This is a genomic window from Blastococcus capsensis (assembly GCF_030165005.1).
Lineage (GTDB): Bacteria > Actinomycetota > Actinomycetes > Mycobacteriales > Geodermatophilaceae > Blastococcus > Blastococcus capsensis.
In genome coordinates this window covers 33,501-50,163 of record NZ_JASNNW010000028.1, presented here as the reverse complement: position 1 = coordinate 50,163, position 16,663 = coordinate 33,501, and the positions used below count along the sequence as shown (strand labels likewise).

Genomic DNA, 16,663 nt, shown 5'->3' with positions numbered 1-16,663 from the left:
GGAACTGCCCGAGGCGGTCGCGGTCATGGACCCCTTCCACGTGGTCCGCCTGGCCGGCGATGCGCTGGACCGGTGCCGCCGACGGGTCCAGCAGGCCCTGCACGGCCACCGCGGCATGAAGAACGACCCGCTCTACCGCGCCCGGCGGACGCTGCACACCGGCGCCGACCTGCTCACCGACAAGCAGACCCAACGCCTTCGAGCCCTCTTCGCTGCCGATGAGCACGTCGAGGTCGAGGCCACGTGGGGGATCTACCAGCGGATGATCGCTGCCTACCGAGAAGACGACCGGCGGCGCGGCCGCAAGCTGATGATCGACCTGATCGACTCGGTCAGCACCGGCGTGCCGAAGTCGCTCAGCGAGGTCATCACGCTGGGCCGAACGCTGAAGAAGCGCGCTGCCGACGTGCTGGCCTACTTCGACCGGCCCGGTACCTCCAACGGACCGACCGAGGCGATCAACGGACGACTCGAGCACCTCCGAGGCTCCGCGCTCGGGTTCCGCAACCTGACCAACTACATCGCCCGATCGCTTCTCGAGACCGGCGGGTTCAGGAGTCGACTACACCCTCGATCGTGAAGAGCCTCTTGATCGCCGAGCTGGTGCAGCCGGTGTCGTCGCAGTGCGCGGTCTGGTACTCGAACCGCTGCCCGATCGACAGCCGCCCTCCGGGCAGCTGGGTGTAGGCGTCGGTGCCGGCCACCGCGACGTTGTCCAGCAGATCCCAGGTTGCCGACCCCACCGTCCGCGCCGAGAAGGTGATCGACTGCGCCCCCGTACCGGTGGCGGTCGCCTGGCCGTGCAGCACCGGCTGCAGGCTCTCGTTCACCACCACCTCGGCCACCGGCGCCGACGCCGGCGCAGCGAGGACACCGGTCGCCGACCCGGCCACCACTGCCGCGGCCGCGACCGTGACTGTGACTGTGACGGTGCGGCCCAGCCGCCGCCCTCCGGCGGCCCGGGAGCGGAGCCCCGACATCCTTGGCAGAACAGAACGAGCCACTGCGCACCTCACGAGATCAGAGACCGGGCCGAACCGATCAGTCCGACCACCGTCTCAGGCCTCATGGCACCCCGCAATCATTCGAACGCGCTGAGTAACGACAGGCCGACTACACTCAGTGGCTGCCTACCTCGCGACGAGAGGGGTGGCCCGTCGGAACGACCTTGCAGGTCAGGCCCCCGTGCCGACGAGGGGCGACACCTACCAGAGGTGATGCGCTAGAAAAGCGGTCCTCTCACGGCGCGCCGGCCAGGCCTCTCGACCCGGGCATCGCAGGGAGGCCGACGGCGGCAGCCGGGGCCCGGTAGCGCCCGAGCTGTCGACGTCCCCCGGTTCTGGCACGCTCTTCCCGACGGCCCATCGAGGCCCGGTGCGCGAGGTGCCTGCGGGCTCGGCGGACCACGAGGCAGGAGGTCGGATGAGCACGACAGGTCGACGCGCCACCGCCCAGGCAGCCGACGAGGGCCGCCGCGGCGCGTTCAGCTCCCGGCGCGTCTTCATCCTGGCGGCGATCGGCTCGGCTGTCGGCCTCGGCAACATCTGGCGCTTCCCGTACGTCGCCTACGAGAACGGCGGCGGAGCCTTCGTGGTGCCCTACCTGGTCGCGCTGCTGACCGCCGGCATCCCCTTCCTGCTGCTCGACTACGCGATCGGCCACCGCCACCGGGGCTCCGCGCCGCTGTCCTTCGCCCGGCTGCGCCGCGGCGCCGAGGGGCTCGGCTGGTGGCAGGTGGCCATCTGCTTCCTCATCGCCGTCTACTACGCCGCGGTGCTGGCCTGGGCGCTGAGCTAAACCTTCTTCTCGTTCGACCAGGCGTGGGGCGCCGATCCCGAGGGCTTCTTCTTCGGGGAGTACCTGCAGGCCGGTGACGTCGAGGTCACCGCCGACGTGGTGCCCGGGGTGCTCGTACCCCTCGCGGTCGTCTGGCTGGCCGTCCTGGTGGTCATGGCGCTCGGCGTCCAGCGCGGGATCGGTGCGATCTCGCTGGTCTTCATCCCGGTGCTGGTGCTCGCCTTCGCCGTCCTCGTCGTGCAGGCGCTGCTGCTGCCGGGAGCGGGTGCCGGCCTCGACGCCCTGTTCACGCCCGACTGGGCGGCGCTCACCGAGCCCTCGGTCTGGGCCGCCGCGTTCGGCCAGATCTTCTTCTCGCTGTCGATCGGCTTCGGCATCATGATCACGTACGCCTCGTACGTCGGCCGCCGCGAGGACATGACCGGCTCCGGCCTCGTCGTCGGCTTCTCGAACTCCAGCTTCGAGCTGCTCGCCGGCATCGGCGTGTTCGCCGCCCTCGGCTTCATGGCCCAGGCCGGCGGGGTCGCGGTCGGCGAGGTCGCCAGCGACGGGATCGGCCTGGCCTTCATCGCCTTCCCGACGATCATCAGCGAGGCCCCGGGGGGCACCCTCATCGGCGTCCTCTTCTTCGGGTCCCTGGTCATCGCCGGCATCACCTCGCTGATCAGCGTGATCGAGGTCGTGATCTCAGCCGTCCGCGACAAGCTCGACACCAGTCGCCTCACCGCGACCCTCGCCGTCGTCGTGCCCACCGCGGTGCTGAGCCTGGTGCTGTTCAGCACGACGAGCGGCATCTACGTCCTCGACGTCGTCGACCACTTCGTCAACCAGTACGGCATCCTCGTCGTGGCGCTGGTCAGCATGCTGGTCGTCGCGTGGGTGCTGCGGGCACTGCCCCGACTCGGCGACCACCTCAACGTCCACGGTCGACCCCGGGTCGGCACCGGCTGGCGGGTGCTGACGAGCGTCGTGGCCCCGGTGGGCCTGGCCATCGTGCTCGTCCTCGCGGTGCGGGACGACCTCGCCGCGCCCTACGAGGGCTACCCCACCTGGCTCCTGCTGGGCTTCGGCTGGCTGCTGGTCGTGGCGCTGCCGCTGGTCGGCTTCCTGCTCGCCCGGCTGCCGTGGCGCGCCGGGACCCACCTGGACGGGCCGCCACCCGGCTCGGATCCGGGGACACCGCTGGACGGGGCACCCGTGGCGGACGCGGCCCCCCGCGACCGCTCGGTGACCGGGTACGACGAAGGAGGACGCCGGTGAGCGCCGACGCGATCGTGATGATGGTGGTGACGATGGCCGTGATCTGGGGCGGCCTCGCCCTGGCCATCGGCAGCCTGCTGCGCCACGGCGCCGTCGAGGACCGCGCCGAGGGTGTACGCCGGGACCCCTGACTCGGCCGAGACCGCGCTCGCCCGGGTCGGTGGGCCCTTCCCGACGGGCTGCACTCCGGTCCGCATCCATGGAGACCAGCGGCATCCGCACGACACCGGTCGGCGACCTCGAGCTCGCCAACGAGACGTTCGGCGACCCGGCGGATCCCCCGGCCCTGCTGGTCATGGGCCTGGCCACGCTGACGATCGGCCGGCGCGATGACTTCTGCCGCGACCTGGCCGCTCCGCTGGGGCTCGCGCGCCGACGGCGGGACGGCGGCGCTGCCGGCGCCGGACCCGGAGGCCGACCGCGTGCTGCCGTGCACCGCCCGCGCCGCCGCCGAGGGGCAGCTCAGCTGGTGAGCATCCCACCCTCGACCGGGATGGTGGTCCCGGTGACGTACCCGCCGGCGTCACTGACCAGGAAGACCAGGGCGGCAGCGAGCTCCTCGGGCTCGCCCTTGCGCCCGACGAGCACCCGGGACAGCTGCGACTCCAGGTAACCCTCGGGGTACTGGTCGGTCATCTCGGAGGTGAAGAAGCCCGGCGCCAGAGCGTTGACCCGGATGCCCTTGCGGCCGGTCCACTGCTGGGCCAGGTCGCGGGTCAGCCCGATCAGCCCCGCCTTGCTGGCCGCGTAGGCCGCCTGCGGCAGGCCCGCGGTGGTCAGCCCGAGGACGCTGGAGATGTTGACGATCGAGCTGCCCGGCTGCATCACCCGGCCGCAGGCCTGGGCCATCCAGTAGCAGCCGTTGAGATTGACGTCGATGACCTGGCGGAACTGATCGGGGGTCTCCCGCGTCGCCGGAGCGGCGGTGCCGACCCCGGCGTTGTTCACCAGGATGTCGACCTTGCCGAACTCCGCCATGGCGGCGTCGACGAGCGCCTGGCAGTCCTCCGGCTTCGACACATCGGTGGCCACGGCGATCGCCCGCCGGCCGGCCGCCTCCACGGACCGCTGGGTGTCGGCCAGCCGGTCGGCCCGGCGAGCGCCCAGCACGACGTCGCAACCGGCTTCGGCGAGCGTGCGGGCGAAGACCGCGCCCAGCCCGGAGGAGGCCCCGGTCACGACGGCGACGCGGTCGTCGAGGCGGAAGAGGTCGAGGATCGGACGGTCGGGCATGAGCGGGGATCTCCTCGCAGACGGTGGGCTGTCCCGCCACCGTATCCGCCCTGTGCGGTAGATCACCGGCCGAGCCGGGTAGGGGCTCCCGGTCCACGCCGGGGCACACGGAGGAGCACGCATGACCACACCTGTGGCTGTCGGTACCCTGCCCGAGGGCACGACGGGAAAGATCCTGCGCCGGTCGGTGGAGGTTCCGCGGGAGGTGGGGGGCCGATGACCCAGCCGCCGGCCCCCCGCACGCCCCCGCCGTCGCCACCGCTGTGGCGGCAGGCCTTCGACGCCGCCGAGCGCGCGGTCGCCCCGCGAGCCGAGGACCTGGTGCGCAGCGAGTACTTCTCGCTGGCCACCGCGCTGCTCCGCCGAGCGCAGACCGTCGCGGGCAGTTCCGTCCAGGGCGTGAGCGCGCGTGCCTGGCACCTGCTCAACCTGCCCGCCGGCAGCGACATCAGCCGGCTGCGCGCGCAGATCGGCTCGCTCGACCGCGAGGTGCGGCGGCTGACGATCCAGCTGGAGCAGGAGCGGCGACGCGGATCCACGTCCCGCCCCCACTCCTCCCGACCGACGACCGCCACGACCACGGAGGACAGCGATGCCGACGGTGCCCAGCCCCCAGACGGTGCTCGATCGCGTCCGGCGCGACGTCGAGCGCAACGCCCTTCGGGCTCGTAACGGGATCAAGCTGGTCGCCGGCGTCGACCGCCCCGGTGTCGGGCAGACCCCCAAGGACGTCGTCTGGCAGCGGGGCCGCACCCAGCTCTGGCACTACCGGAACGACCCCGACACCTACGGCGGCGTCCGCTACGGACCGCCGCTGCTGATCGTGTTCAGCATGGTGAGCCGTAGCTACATCCTCGACCTGACGCCGGGCAACAGCTTCGTGGAGCAACTGCTGAATGCCGGCTTCGACGTGTACATGCTCGACTGGGGCGAGCCCGACGAGCGCGACGCGGGGAACGGGCTCGAGGACTACGTCGACGACTACATCCCCGCCGGGATCGACCGCGTCCTCGAGCTCTCCGGTGCCGACGAGGTCAACCTCTTCGGCTACTGCTTCGGCGGCGACCTGGCGCTGCTCTACGCCGCGCACCATCCCGACGCCCCGCTGCGCAGCCTGACCGTGCTGGCGACCCCGGTCGACTTCCGGCACATGGGCCCGCTCGCCGACATCTTCGCGGTCGGCGGGATGGACGTCGGCTCCGTCCTCGACGCGGACGGCAACGTCCCGCCCTCGGTCGTCGTCCAGGGCTTCCGGGCGCTGACCCCGACCGCGGAGGTGACCCGCTACGTGACCCTCTGGGAGCGGCTCTGGAACGACGACTACGTCGCGTCCTACCAGGCCATGACCGGCTGGTCGGACGACCACGTGCCCTTCCCCGGCGCGGCGGCCCGGGAGACCGCGGAGATGCTGGTGCGGAACAACGGGATGGTCGACGACCGGCTCACCGTGGGCGGCGACCGGGTGCACCTCTCCGACATCCAGGTGCCGTTCCTGACCGTGCGCGCCAACCGCGACCACATCGTGCCGCCGGACGCGACCGCGCCGCTGATCGACCTGGTCGGCTCCCCCGACAAGCACGAACTGTGCCTCGATGCCGGTCACATGGGGCTGGTCGTCGGGCGCACCGCGGCGAAGACGACGGTGCCCACCATCATCGACTTCGTCCGCCGGCGCAGCGATCCGCTGGATGCAGACGACACGAGAGAAGAGGCCTGACGTGGCGGTGGTGGAACTCGGACCGGAGCGCTGCGACGCGCTGCTGCGGTTCTTCGGCGACCTGCCGGCAGGTGACCTGACCTTCATCAAGGAGGAGGTCACCGACCCGGAGACCGTCCGCTCGTGGGCGAACGGCGAGTCCGCCGGTGGCCGGTGGGTGGCGGTCGAGGGCGACGAGGTGACCGGCTACGTCGCCGTCCGGCCGCTCCCGGGGTGGTCGGACCACGTCGGCGAGGTACGCCTGGTCGTCGCGCCGTCCAGCCGCGGCAGCGGGCTCGGGCGCGAGCTGGCCCGGCAGGCCCTGGTGGGGGCCGTGTCCTCGGGGCTGTCGAAGCTCGTCGTGGAGGTCGTCGCCGAGCAGGGGGCGGCTCTGGCGCTCTTCACCGACCTGGGCTTCTCCGGGGAGGCGCTGCTGCGCGACCACATCCGCGACCGCGACGGCGAGCTGCGCGACCTCATGGTGCTGGCCCACCACGTCTCGGACACCTGGTCGGGCATGGACACCGTCGGCATCGCCGACGAGCTGGGTGCTCCGGCCGGCTGACCGGCTCAGCGCTCGGTGACCCGACCCGCGACCACCTGGAACCGCCGGGTGGTCGCGACCGCCTCGAGCATCCGCCGGTCGTGCGTGACCAGCAGCAGGGTGCCGGGGTAGTCGGCCAGCGCCTGCTCGAGCTGCTCGATGGCCGGCAGGTCGAGGTGGTTGGTGGGCTCGTCGAGCACCAGCACGTTCACGCCACGAGCCTGCAGCAGCGCCAGGGCCGCGCGGGTCCGCTCCCCGGGCGAGAGGGTGACGGCCGGCCGGAGCACGTGGTCGGCGGTGAGGCCGAACTTGGCCAGCAGCGTCCGCACCTCAGCCGTCGGCCAGTCGGGCACCTCGGCGCCGAACGCGTCCAGCAGCTGCTCGGGGCCGAGGAACCGCCCCCGCGCCTGGTCGATCTCGCCGATCCGCACAGCCGGCCCCACCGAACCCGTACCGTCGTCCAGCGGCACCCGGCCGAGCAGGGCGGCCAGCAGGGTGGACTTCCCCGAGCCGTTGGCCCCGGTGATGGCCACCCGGTCCCCCCAGCCGATCTGCAGGTCCACCGGCCCGAGCGTGAAACCGCCCCGCCGGACGACGGCCCCGCGCAACGTGGCCACCACCGCACCCGCCCGCGGGGCGACGGCGATCTCCATGCGCAGCTCCCACTCCTTGCGGGGCTCCTCGACGACGTCCAGGCGCTCGATCATGCGCTGGGTCTGCTTGGCCTTGGCCGCCTGCTTCTCCGACGACGCCCGGTTGGCGGCCTTGATGTGCTTGTCGCCGTCCTTGGACTTCTTGATCGAGTCGCGGACGCCCTTGGCCATCCAGTTCCGCTGCATCCGCGCGCGCGCCTCGAGCGATGCCTTCGTGTCGGCGAACTCCTCGTAGTCCTCGCGCGCGTGCCGCCGGGCCACCTCGCGCTCGACCAGGTAGGCCTCGTACCCCCCGTCGTGCACGCGCACCAACTGCTGGACGAGGTCGAGCTCGACGATCCGGGTGGCGGTGCGGGCCAGGAACTCGCGGTCGTGGCTGACGACCACCACGCCGGCCCGGGTGCCGGTGACGAACCGCTCCAGCTGGTCCAGCCCGGCCAGGTCGAGGTCGTTGGTCGGCTCGTCGAGCAGCAGGACGTCGTACCGCGACAGCAGGAGCGCGGCGAGCCCCACCCGGGCGGCCTGACCGCCGGACAACCCGGTGGTCGGCGCGTCGAGGGCGACCCCGGGCGCCACGTCGGCCACCACCTCGGCGGCCCGCTCGTCGAGGTCGGCCCCGCCGAGGGCGAGCCACCGCTCGAGCGCGTCGCCGTAGCCGTCGTCGGCGCCCGCCGCACCGGCGGCGAGCGCCTCCGTCGCGGCGTCCAGCGCCGCCTGCGCGGCGGCGACGCCGGTACGTCGGGCGAGCGCGGCCAGCACCGTCTCCCCCGCCCGCCGCTCGTGCTCCTGCGGGAGGTAGCCGAGGGTCGCGCTCGGTGGGCTGAGGGCGATGCTGCCGGCCTCCGCCGGAAGGTCCCCGGCCAGGGTGCGCAGCAGCGTGGACTTACCCGCGCCGTTCACCCCCACGAGTCCGACGACGTCGCCGGGCGCGACGACCAGGTCGAGGTCGGAGAACAGCACGCGGGCGCCGTGACCGGCCGCCAGTCCGCGGGCGACGAGGGTGGCGCTCATCCTTACAGCGTGCCAAGCCGCACCAGCCGGCTCGTCAGCGGAGGTCAGCCGTCGGTGTCCTCGACGTCGAACGCTTCCTCGTCGTAGCCGCTGTCGTGCTCGCCGGCCGCGCCCACCGGCCGGCGGACCAGCCAGGGCTGGAGGTGGTCGTAGCCGCGCACCGACACCCGGCGCAGCGGCCGCACCCGGTAGCCCGGGAGGCCGCGGAGCCGGTCTGCCAGGTCGCGGTCGACCAGGAGCGCCCCGGGGCGGGCGAGCGAGGTGAGCCGGCTGGCCAGGTTGACGACCGGTGAGTACACGTCACCGAGCCGGGTGAGCACCGCGCCGTAGGCGGCACCCACCCGCAGCGGCGGGCGGTCCGCGGCCGCCCAGAACCCGGGCAGCTCGAGCCCGATGTCGGCGGCGTCGGTGGCCGACCGGGCGGTGAACAGCACCCCGTCCCCCACCGTCTTCACCACCCGGCCGTGGTGCCGGGCGATGACCTCGGCCGCGATGCTCTCGAAGTCCTCCACCATCGCGCCGAGCTCCCGGCCACCCATCCCCCGGCTGCGGGACGTGTAGCCGACCAGGTCGGCGAAGCCCACCGCGAGCTCCCGCCGGTCCCCCTGGCCGGTCGCCGCCAGGAGCCGGTCGACGTTGGCCGCCAGGTGCCGCAACCAGACGTAGCTCTGGAGCTGGAGCAGCTTGGGCAGCATCGCGCTCGCGACCGCCACGGCCTCCTCGGGGGAGGCCGGCCGCCGCTCGCCGTCCGGCCCGGTCCGGGCCAGGGCGTCGGCGAGCATGTCGGCCTGCCAGTCAGCCAGCCGCGACAGCGCCTGGCCCATGGCCCGCGCGATCGATGCTTCGGTGTCCTCGTCCACGAATCCCGACTCGATCAGCTCCGACAGGACGCCGAGGGCATGGATGTCGGCGTCGGTGAACGCGGGATCGTCGTCGGCGGCGTCGGGGAAGCCCAGCGCCCGCCACAGCCGCTGGGTGCGCTCCGGCGGCATGCCTGCCTGCTGCCCCACCTGCAGCCGGGTGTACCGGCGCGGACCGTCGAGCAGGAGCCGCTCCATCGCCTCCCGGGCGTCGGGTTCCGGGACGTCGGCGTCCATGCCCTCGCCGGACCTCAGTCGGTGGTGTGGACGACGAGCACGTCGCACTGCGACCGGCGGGTCGCGTCGGCGGGGACCGAGCCCAGCAGGCGGCCCTTGATCCCGTTCAGCCCCCGGTTGCCGACGACCAGCAGGTCGGCGTTCTCTCTCCGGACCACGTCCAGCAGCGTCTCGACCGGGGAGCCCATGACCGCGACCGTGCGCACCTTGCCCGCGCCGGCGGCAGCGGCTCGCTCGGCCGCGGTGCGCACGGTGTCCTCGGCGGGGTGCGCCCCCACCACCTGGTAGGCCTCGTCCCCCAGGACGTCCTGGGCACGGGCCAGCTCGCGGTCGTCCGGCTCCGTGGAGAGGTAGGCGCAGGCGACGACCAGGGTCGCCCCGCAGGCGCCGGCCAGGGCGCCGGCGCGGGCCACCGCACGCAGGGACGATTCCGACCCGTCGGTTCCGACGACGACCGTGGAGTAGGCGCTGGCGGGCTCGCTCACGGCGCGCACTCTATGGGATCACCGCGGCCGGTGTGCCCGTGGTCACCTGAGGGGATGCCGCCCGGTGCAGCCGGGGATGCCACACGGCGCGGGGCTCCCGCGGACGTCGCCGAGTGCGCTTGGATGGGAGCCCACCAGGACCGACGAGGGAGCAGGCCATCTCCAGCGGCACGACGGCGAGGGTCGACCCCGTCCGGGTCGAGATCCGCGGACTCACGAAGAGCTTCGGCAGCGTCCGGGCGGTCTCCGATCTCGGGTTCACCGTGGAGCCGGGCACCGTCACCGGGTTCCTGGGCCCGAACGGGGCCGGCAAGACGACCACCCTGCGGATGGTCCTGGGTCTCATGAAGCCCGACGCGGGTGCCGCGACGTTCGACGGCGTGCCCTACCCGTCGCTGTCCCGACCGCTGCGCACCGTCGGTGCGGTGCTGGAGACCGCGTTCCACCCCGCCCGGTCGGGGCGCAACCACCTGCGCGTCTACTGCCGCGCCGCCGGACTTCCGCTGCAGCGCGCGGACGAGGTGCTCGCGCAGGTCGGGCTCGCCGACGCCGGGCACCGCCGGGCGGGTGGCTACTCCCTGGGCATGCGGCAGCGGCTCGGACTGGCCACCGCGCTCCTCGGCGACCCCGCGGTCCTGGTGCTCGACGAGCCGGCCAACGGCCTCGACCCGGAGGGCATCCAGTGGCTGCGCGGTTTCCTCCGCCACCTCGCGCACGAGCAGGGACGGACCGTGCTCGTCTCCAGCCACCTGCTGTCGGAGGTGGAGCAGACCGTCGACCGGGTCGTCATCGTCGGAGCCGGGCAGCTCGTGCGCGAAGGCTCGATGGAGCAACTGCGGTCCGGCGCCGACGGCGCCGGGACCGTGCTGGTGCGCAGCCCGGAGGCCGCCCGGCTGGCCGAGGCCCTCCGTGCCGACGGCACCGGGGTCTCGCTGGACGGCGACGCCCTCACCGTCAGCGGTCGGACGACCGCCGAGATCGGCGCCCGCGCCTACGCCGCCGGGGTCGAGCTGCACGAGCTCCGCTCGCAGACCAGCGGCCTCGAGGAGATCTACTTCCAGCTCACCGCCGGGCGAGGGCAGTTCGCGGCGCCCCCGACCGGTCCGGCCGCCGAGGAGACCACCCGATGATGCGCCTGGTGCGTGCCGAGTGGACCAAGCTGTTCACCACCCGGGTCTGGATCGGGCTGCTGGTCGGCGCGGTCGCCCTGGCGGTACTGTCCACCGTCCTCCTCACCGCGTTCGCCGGTGACACCGAAGGTGTGGGCATCCCGCCGGTGGGCAGCCCGGCCTTCGAGCAGCTGGCCCTCGCGGGGCCGGCGAACTCCGTCGTCCTCATGCTCGTGCTCGGCGTCATCGGGATGACGCAGGAGTACCGCCACCGCACCGCCACCCCGACGTTCCTCACCACGCCGCACCGCGGCCAGGTCGTGATCGCCAAGCTGGTGGCCTACGCCCTGGTCGCCGTGCCGTTCGCGGTGGTCGTCACGGCCGTCAACTACGCCGTCCTGGCGGTGTACGCAGGCAGCCGCGGAGCCGTCCCCGCACTCACCGGCGACAACTCCCGCGTCGTGCTGACCTCGGCGCTGGCCCTGGTGATCTACACCGTCATCGGGGTCGGCCTGGGCGCGCTCGTCCGCAACCAGATCGGGGCGATCGTCGGCGCCCTGGTCTACCTCTTCGTCATCGAGGCCCTGATCCGCCAGTTCGTCGGCACGGCGTACAAGTGGTTGCCCGGTGGTGGCCTCGAGGCACTGACGGCGACCTTCCAGGGCCCGGACGTCCTGGAGGCGTGGCAGGGAGGCGTCCTGCTGCTCGGCTACGGTCTGGTGGCCGCCGTGCTGGGCACGTTCCTGGCCGTCCGGCGTGACATCGTCTGACGACAGCCCCGGGAGCATCGCAGCGAGGCCGCCGCCGACAGGGAGTGAGCATCGCAGCGAGGAAGGAGCGGAGCGGAGCGACCGCGGAGGCGGCGTACGGCTTCGAGCGAGGAGCGGACCGGGGCACGGAGTCGGACTCGAGGAATCGTCTGAGGCGCCGGCGGACAGCGCACGACCCCGTCCGGGCGAGACCACGCGCCGGGCGGCCCGAACGGAGAACGGAGACCGCGTGACGACCCGCATGACCGTGCAGCGACTCGGCCGGATGATCGCCGAGGCAGACACCGACGACGTCCGCGCCGCCGTCACCGAGGCACCGCACCTGCTCACCGCCTCGGTGGAGCGGGAGGGCGAGGGCGGCTGGACACCGCTGCACCTCGCCGTCGCCTGCGACCGCGCCGACGTGGTACCGGTCCTGGTGGAGGCCGGCGCCGACCTGTCGGCGCGCACCGATGGTCACCGCACCCCGCTGCACGTGGCGCTCGAGCACGCACCCGGCCTGGTGCCGGTGCTGGTGGAGCTCGGTGCGGTCGTCGACGCGTCCAGCGCGGCCTACCTGGACGACGTCGACCGGCTCACCGCCGAGCTCGACGCGGGCGCCCCGCTCACCGACCCGACCACCGGGGTGGACCTGCTCGCGTGGGCCGCCTTCGGCGGCGCGGCCGATGCCGCACGGCTGCTGCTGGACCGGGGCGCCGACCCCGACGGCGGGGCACTGCACGCGGCAGCCGAGGGCCGGCGCCTGGAGCTGGTCCGCCTGCTCCTGGACGCCGGGGCCGGGGTCGACCACCGGGATCCCGACACGGGGCGCACCCCGCTGCACACCGCCGTGGCGGCCGGCGGCACCGGCGACTCGCCGGAGATCGTCCGGTTGCTCCTGGACGCCGGCGCGAACGTCGACGCCACCACCCACGACGGCGCCAGCGCCCTCGACATCAGCCGGGTCGCGGCGGCCCGCCACCGCCGCGCCGACGAATCGCAGGCCAGTGGCAACGACGCCCTGGCCGAATTCCTGGTAGCGCGCGGGGCGAGCCATTGAGCCCGTTCCGGGCGGGGCACGCGGAAGCCGCTCCACGCCCGGTCAGCCGCCGCACACGGGCGTAGACTCGACACCCGGTTCAGCGACGCCCCTCAGACGCAGCCCCGAGACGAAGAAGGCACTCGACCCCGTGTCAAGCGTGAGTTCATCCCGACCGTCGTCCGCCTCGTCCCCGGTCGCCGGTTTCGGCACCAACGAGTGGTTGGTCGAGGAGATGTACCAGCAGTACCTCGCCGACCCGTCCAGCGTCGATCAGGCGTGGCACGAGTTCTTCGCCGACTACCGGCCGGGTGGCCCGGTCGGTGGTGGCGACCGAGGGGAGGCGCCGCCCGGCGAGGGCGCGCCCGCGGCGGCCCCGAAGCAGGCGGCCCCGAAGCAGGCGGCGCCGAAGCAGGGGGCGCCGAAGCAGGGGGCGCCGGCCGCTCCGGCGCCGGAGGCGCCCGCCGCCGCGAACAAGCCCGACGTCCAGCGCCCGGCCGCCGGGTCCCAGCCGACGGGGAGCCCGCCCGTGCAGAAGTCCAGCCAGCCCGCCGCCGATGCCGCCCCCGCCGCCAAGGCCGCTCCGAAGCTCCCGGTCGGGGACGGCAAGCAGTCCCCGCTGCGCGGCGCCGCCGCCGCGGTGGTCAAGAACATGAACGCGTCGCTGACCGTGCCGACGGCGACCAGCGTGCGCGCGGTGCCCGCCAAGCTCCTGGCCGACAACCGCATCGTCATCAACAACCACCTGGCCCGCGCGCGCGGCGGCAAGATCTCGTTCACCCACCTGATCGGTTACGCGCTGATCCGGGCGCTGGACGCGTTCCCGAACATGAACAGCGCCTTCGCCGAGGTCGACGGCAAGCCGGTGCTGGTGCAGCCGGAGCACGTCAACTTCGGCCTGGCCATCGACCTGCCGAAGCCCGACGGTTCCCGCTCGCTGGTGGTGGCCTCGATCAAGGGCGCCGAGGAGATGGACTTCGCCGGCTTCTGGGCCACCTACGAGGACATCATCCGCCGGGCCCGGAACAACAAGCTGACGATGGAGGACTTCTCCGGCACCACGATCAGCCTGACCAACCCCGGCACGATCGGCACCAACCACTCGGTGCCGCGGCTCACCGCCGGCCAGGGCGCGATCATCGGCGTGGGGGCCATGGAGTACCCGGCCGAGTTCCAGGGGATGAGCCCCGAGGTGCTGACCGAGATGGGCATCTCGAAGATCATCACGCTCACCTCGACCTACGACCACCGGATCATCCAGGGCGCGGAGTCCGGCGACTTCCTGCGCAAGCTGCACGCGCTGCTGCTGGGTGAGGACGGCTTTTACGACGAGGTCTTCCGCTCGCTGCGGATCCCCTACGAGCCGGTGCGCTGGATGCCGGACGTGCGGGTCACGCGGGAGGGGCAGATCGACAAGGAAGCCCGCGTCGTCGAGGTCATCGAGTCCTACCGGCGCAACGGCCACCTGATGGCCGACACCGACCCGCTCGAGTTCAAGGTCCGCACCCACCCCGACCTCGACATCCTCGAGCACGGCCTGACCCTGTGGGACCTGGACCGCCGGTTCCCCGTGGGCGGCTTCGCCGGCGAACGGCTCATGCCGCTGCGCGACATCCTCGGCGTGCTGCGCAACTCCTACTGCCGCACGGTCGGCGTGGAGTACATGCACATCACCGACCCCGAGGAGCGCGAGTGGCTCCAGCAGCGCATCGAGGTCAAGCACGAGCAGCCCGAGCGGCAGAAGCAGAAGCACATCCTGGGCCGGCTCAACGCCGCCGAGGCGTTCGAGACGTTCCTGCAGACCAAGTACGTCGGCCAGAAGCGGTTCTCCCTCGAGGGCGGCGAGTCGGTCATCCCGATCCTCGACGAGGTGCTCATCGCCGGCACCGACCACGGCCTGGACGAGGTCGCGATCGGCATGGCGCACCGCGGCCGGCTCAACGTGCTGGCGAACGTGCTCGGCAAGAGCTACGCGAAGATCTTCGGCGAGTTCGAGGGCAACATCGACCCCGGCACGGTCCAGGGCTCCGGTGACGTGAAGTACCACCTCGGCGCCACCGGCCGGTTCCGCAACCCGTTCCAGCCCGTCGCCGAGATCGCCGTATCGCTGGCCAGCAATCCGAGCCACCTGGAGACGGTGAACCCCGTCCTCGAAGGCATCGTGCGGGCCAAGCAGGACATGATCGACAAGGGCGAGGAGGGCTTCACCGTCCTCCCGGTCCTGCTGCACGGTGACTCCGCGTTCGCGGGGCAGGGCGTGGTCCAGGAGACCCTGAACCTCTCCCAGCTGCGCGGCTACCGCACCGGCGGCACGGTCCACGTGGTCATCAACAACCAGGTGGGGTTCACCACCAGCCCCGGATCCGCGCGCTCGACGCTCTACTCCACCGACGTCGCGCGCATGGTCAACGCGCCGATCTTCCACGTCAACGGTGACGACCCCGAGGCGTGCGTCCGGGTGGCGCGGCTGGCGGTCGAGTACCGGCAGCAGTTCAAGAAGGACGTCGTCGTCGACCTCGTCTGCTACCGCCGCCGCGGGCACAACGAGGGCGACGACCCCTCGATGACCCAGCCGCAGATGTACGACATCATCGACCGCAAGCGCTCGGTCCGGAAGCTCTACACCGAGGCGCTCGTGGGCCGCGGCGACATCACCCTCGAGGAGGCCGAGGAGGCCCTCAAGGACTACCGCGGTCAGCTCGAGCGGGCGTTCGCCGAGACGCACGACGCGCAGGACTCCTCGAAGCCCGAGCCGGTCATGGACCCGCGCACCCCGCAGCAGTCGCAGGTGCGGACGGCGATCACGCCCGAGGTGCTCAAGACCGTCGGGGACGCGCACGTCTCCTTCCCGCCGGACTTCACGCCGCACCCGAAGCTGCAGAAGATGCTGGAGCGTCGCGCGGCGATGGCCAGCGAGGGCGGCATCGACTGGGCGATGGGTGAGCTGCTGGCCTTCGGGTCGCTGCTGATGGAGGGCGTCCCGGTGCGGCTGGCGGGTCAGGACTCCCGCCGCGGCACGTTCGTGCAGCGCCACTCGGTGCTCATCGACCGGGAGAACGGCGCCGAGTACACGCCGCTGGCCAACCTCACCGAGGACCAGGCCAAGTTCTTCGTCTACGACTCGCTGCTCAGCGAGTACGCGGCAGTGGGCTTCGAGTACGGCTACTCGGTGGCCAACGAAAAGGCGCTGGTCCTGTGGGAGGCGCAGTTCGGCGACTTCGTCGACGGCGCCCAGATGGTCATCGACGAGTTCATCAGCTCCGGCGAGGCCAAGTGGGGCCAGCGTTCCGGCGTCGTCATGTTGCTGCCGCACGGCATGGAGGGGCAGGGCCCCGACCACTCCAGCGGCCGGATCGAGCGATTCCTGCAGCTGTCGGCCGAGAACAACATGACGGTCGCCAACTGCACCACGCCCGGCAACTACTTCCACCTGCTCCGCCGCCAGGCGCTGTCGGACGTGCACCGGCCGCTGATCGTCTTCACGCCGAAGTCGCTGCTGCGGGCCAAGGCCGCGGTCAGCCCGGTCGAGGACTTCACCGAGCGGGAGTTCCGGCCGGTGCTGCCCGACACCGGGGTCGGCGGCGAGCCGCTCGAGGCCTCCGCGGTCACGCGGGTGCTCCTGTGCAGCGGCAAGGTCGCCTACGACCTGATGGCGCAGCGGGAGGCCGACGGCCGCGCCGACACCGCCGTGGTGCGGGTCGAGCAGCTGTACCCGCTGCCGGCCGAGCAGATCCGGGCGGAGCTCGAGCGCTACCCGGATGCCTCCGACGTCGTCTGGGTGCAGGAGGAGCCGGCCAACATGGGGGCCTGGCAGTTCATGGCCGTCAACCTGCCCGAGGAGCTGCCGTCCGGCCGCAAGCTCCGGCGGGTGAGCCGCCGGGCGTCGGCCAGCCCGGCCGTGGGCTCGGCGAAGGTGCACGAGGTCGAGCAGCGCACGCTGGTCGCCGAGGCCTTCGGGAGCTGACCCGGCAAGCCCTTTCGACGCCCGGT

General features: G+C 72.6%; 17 protein-coding genes. 12 read left to right on the top strand and 5 right to left on the bottom strand.

Annotated elements, in window-relative coordinates; translation table 11 throughout:
* The coding region (locus QOZ86_RS19295) for a transposase (protein WP_284493598.1) at positions 1–580 on the top strand (580 nt) is incomplete at its 5' end.
* Here QOZ86_RS19295 and QOZ86_RS19290 read toward each other — a convergent pair.
* Positions 552–980, bottom strand: coding sequence for a hypothetical protein (locus QOZ86_RS19290; RefSeq protein ID WP_284493597.1), 429 nt, complete (start codon positions 978–980; stop codon positions 552–554). The genes QOZ86_RS19295 and QOZ86_RS19290 overlap by 29 nt on opposite strands.
* Positions 981–1,422: 442 nt before the next feature.
* On the opposite strand from QOZ86_RS19290, the gene QOZ86_RS19285 reads away from it, so the two are divergent.
* The 4 genes from QOZ86_RS19285 (at position 1,423) to QOZ86_RS19270 (ending at position 3,530) form a co-directional block, all read left to right on the top strand.
* Positions 1,423–1,797 carry an SLC5/6 family protein gene (locus QOZ86_RS19285; protein WP_284493596.1) on the top strand — a complete coding sequence of 125 codons (375 nt, stop codon included), beginning with the start codon at positions 1,423–1,425 and terminating at the stop codon, positions 1,795–1,797.
* 108 nt (positions 1,798–1,905) lie between these two features.
* A complete protein-coding gene (locus QOZ86_RS19280; protein WP_284493595.1) occupies positions 1,906–3,057 on the top strand; it encodes a sodium-dependent transporter in 1,152 nt (383 codons plus the stop codon).
* Positions 3,054–3,188 carry a methionine/alanine import family NSS transporter small subunit gene (locus QOZ86_RS19275; protein ID WP_284493594.1) on the top strand — a complete coding sequence of 45 codons (135 nt, stop codon included), beginning with the start codon at positions 3,054–3,056 and terminating at the stop codon, positions 3,186–3,188. The genes QOZ86_RS19280 and QOZ86_RS19275 overlap by 4 nt, the downstream gene beginning before the upstream one ends.
* A 198-nt stretch (positions 3,189–3,386) precedes the next feature.
* Positions 3,387–3,530, top strand: coding sequence for a hypothetical protein (locus QOZ86_RS19270; RefSeq protein ID WP_284493593.1), 144 nt, complete (start codon positions 3,387–3,389; stop codon positions 3,528–3,530).
* Here QOZ86_RS19270 and QOZ86_RS19265 read toward each other — a convergent pair.
* On the bottom strand, positions 3,520–4,290 hold the full coding sequence (locus QOZ86_RS19265) for an SDR family NAD(P)-dependent oxidoreductase (RefSeq protein ID WP_284493592.1): 771 nt from the start codon (positions 4,288–4,290) through the stop codon (positions 3,520–3,522). The genes QOZ86_RS19270 and QOZ86_RS19265 overlap by 11 nt on opposite strands.
* A gap of 216 nt (positions 4,291–4,506) precedes the next feature.
* Between QOZ86_RS19265 and QOZ86_RS19260 the strand changes: the two genes are divergently transcribed.
* From QOZ86_RS19260 to QOZ86_RS19250, 3 genes are read left to right on the top strand one after another with little or no spacing between them, the layout of a single operon-like run.
* Positions 4,507–4,962, top strand: a complete 456-nt coding sequence (locus tag QOZ86_RS19260; protein ID WP_284493591.1) for a hypothetical protein — start codon at positions 4,507–4,509, stop codon at positions 4,960–4,962.
* Positions 4,883–6,007 carry an alpha/beta fold hydrolase gene (locus QOZ86_RS19255; protein WP_284493590.1) on the top strand — a complete coding sequence of 375 codons (1,125 nt, stop codon included), beginning with the start codon at positions 4,883–4,885 and terminating at the stop codon, positions 6,005–6,007. Before QOZ86_RS19260 ends, QOZ86_RS19255 begins: the two co-directional genes overlap by 80 nt.
* 1 nt (position 6,008) lies before the next feature.
* Complete coding sequence (locus tag QOZ86_RS19250; protein WP_284493589.1) at positions 6,009–6,551, top strand: GNAT family N-acetyltransferase; 543 nt, start codon at positions 6,009–6,011, stop codon at positions 6,549–6,551.
* Positions 6,552–6,556: 5 nt separating this feature from the next.
* Here QOZ86_RS19250 and QOZ86_RS19245 read toward each other — a convergent pair whose 3' ends face one another.
* Genes QOZ86_RS19245 through QOZ86_RS19235 form a run of 3 tightly spaced genes read right to left on the bottom strand, consistent with a single transcriptional unit; the run spans position 6,557 to position 9,776 of the window.
* Positions 6,557–8,194, bottom strand: coding sequence for an ABC-F family ATP-binding cassette domain-containing protein (locus tag QOZ86_RS19245; protein ID WP_284493588.1), 1,638 nt, complete (start codon positions 8,192–8,194; stop codon positions 6,557–6,559).
* 44 nt (positions 8,195–8,238) lie between these two features.
* Positions 8,239–9,291 carry an adenylate/guanylate cyclase domain-containing protein gene (locus tag QOZ86_RS19240; protein ID WP_284493587.1) on the bottom strand — a complete coding sequence of 351 codons (1,053 nt, stop codon included), beginning with the start codon at positions 9,289–9,291 and terminating at the stop codon, positions 8,239–8,241.
* Positions 9,292–9,305: 14 nt separating this feature from the next.
* Complete coding sequence (locus QOZ86_RS19235; RefSeq protein ID WP_284493586.1) at positions 9,306–9,776, bottom strand: universal stress protein; 471 nt, start codon at positions 9,774–9,776, stop codon at positions 9,306–9,308.
* A gap of 113 nt (positions 9,777–9,889) precedes the next feature.
* Between QOZ86_RS19235 and QOZ86_RS19230 the strand changes: the two genes are divergently transcribed.
* The 4 genes from QOZ86_RS19230 (at position 9,890) to QOZ86_RS19215 (ending at position 16,637) form a co-directional block, all read left to right on the top strand.
* Entirely contained in the window at positions 9,890–10,906 is a 1,017-nt protein-coding gene (locus tag QOZ86_RS19230) for an ABC transporter ATP-binding protein (protein ID WP_284493585.1), read from the top strand.
* Positions 10,903–11,655, top strand: coding sequence for an ABC transporter permease (locus tag QOZ86_RS19225; protein WP_284493584.1), 753 nt, complete (start codon positions 10,903–10,905; stop codon positions 11,653–11,655). The genes QOZ86_RS19230 and QOZ86_RS19225 overlap by 4 nt, the downstream gene beginning before the upstream one ends.
* Before the next feature lie 229 nt (positions 11,656–11,884).
* Positions 11,885–12,694, top strand: a complete 810-nt coding sequence (locus QOZ86_RS19220) for an ankyrin repeat domain-containing protein (RefSeq protein ID WP_284493583.1) — start codon at positions 11,885–11,887, stop codon at positions 12,692–12,694.
* Between the two features lie 139 nt (positions 12,695–12,833).
* Positions 12,834–16,637 (top strand): multifunctional oxoglutarate decarboxylase/oxoglutarate dehydrogenase thiamine pyrophosphate-binding subunit/dihydrolipoyllysine-residue succinyltransferase subunit, encoded by a 3,804-nt coding sequence (locus tag QOZ86_RS19215; RefSeq protein WP_284493582.1) that lies wholly within the window; start codon positions 12,834–12,836, stop codon positions 16,635–16,637.
* Positions 16,638–16,663 lie beyond the last annotated feature (26 nt).

Excerpts from the sequence above, each read along its gene's own strand:
- QOZ86_RS19240 (WP_284493587.1), bottom strand. The coding sequence starts at position 9,291 with ATGGACGCCGACGTCCCGGAACCCGACGCCCGGGAGGCGATGGAGCGG.
- QOZ86_RS19270 (WP_284493593.1), top strand. The coding sequence starts at position 3,387 with ATGACTTCTGCCGCGACCTGGCCGCTCCGCTGGGGCTCGCGCGCCGAC.
- QOZ86_RS19245 (WP_284493588.1), bottom strand. The coding sequence starts at position 8,194 with ATGAGCGCCACCCTCGTCGCCCGCGGACTGGCGGCCGGTCACGGCGCC.
- QOZ86_RS19255 (WP_284493590.1), top strand. The coding sequence starts at position 4,883 with ATGCCGACGGTGCCCAGCCCCCAGACGGTGCTCGATCGCGTCCGGCGC.
- QOZ86_RS19225 (WP_284493584.1), top strand. The coding sequence starts at position 10,903 with ATGATGCGCCTGGTGCGTGCCGAGTGGACCAAGCTGTTCACCACCCGG.
- QOZ86_RS19265 (WP_284493592.1), bottom strand. The coding sequence starts at position 4,290 with ATGCCCGACCGTCCGATCCTCGACCTCTTCCGCCTCGACGACCGCGTC.
- QOZ86_RS19260 (WP_284493591.1), top strand. The coding sequence starts at position 4,507 with ATGACCCAGCCGCCGGCCCCCCGCACGCCCCCGCCGTCGCCACCGCTG.
- QOZ86_RS19290 (WP_284493597.1), bottom strand. The coding sequence starts at position 980 with ATGTCGGGGCTCCGCTCCCGGGCCGCCGGAGGGCGGCGGCTGGGCCGC.
- QOZ86_RS19285 (WP_284493596.1), top strand. The coding sequence starts at position 1,423 with ATGAGCACGACAGGTCGACGCGCCACCGCCCAGGCAGCCGACGAGGGC.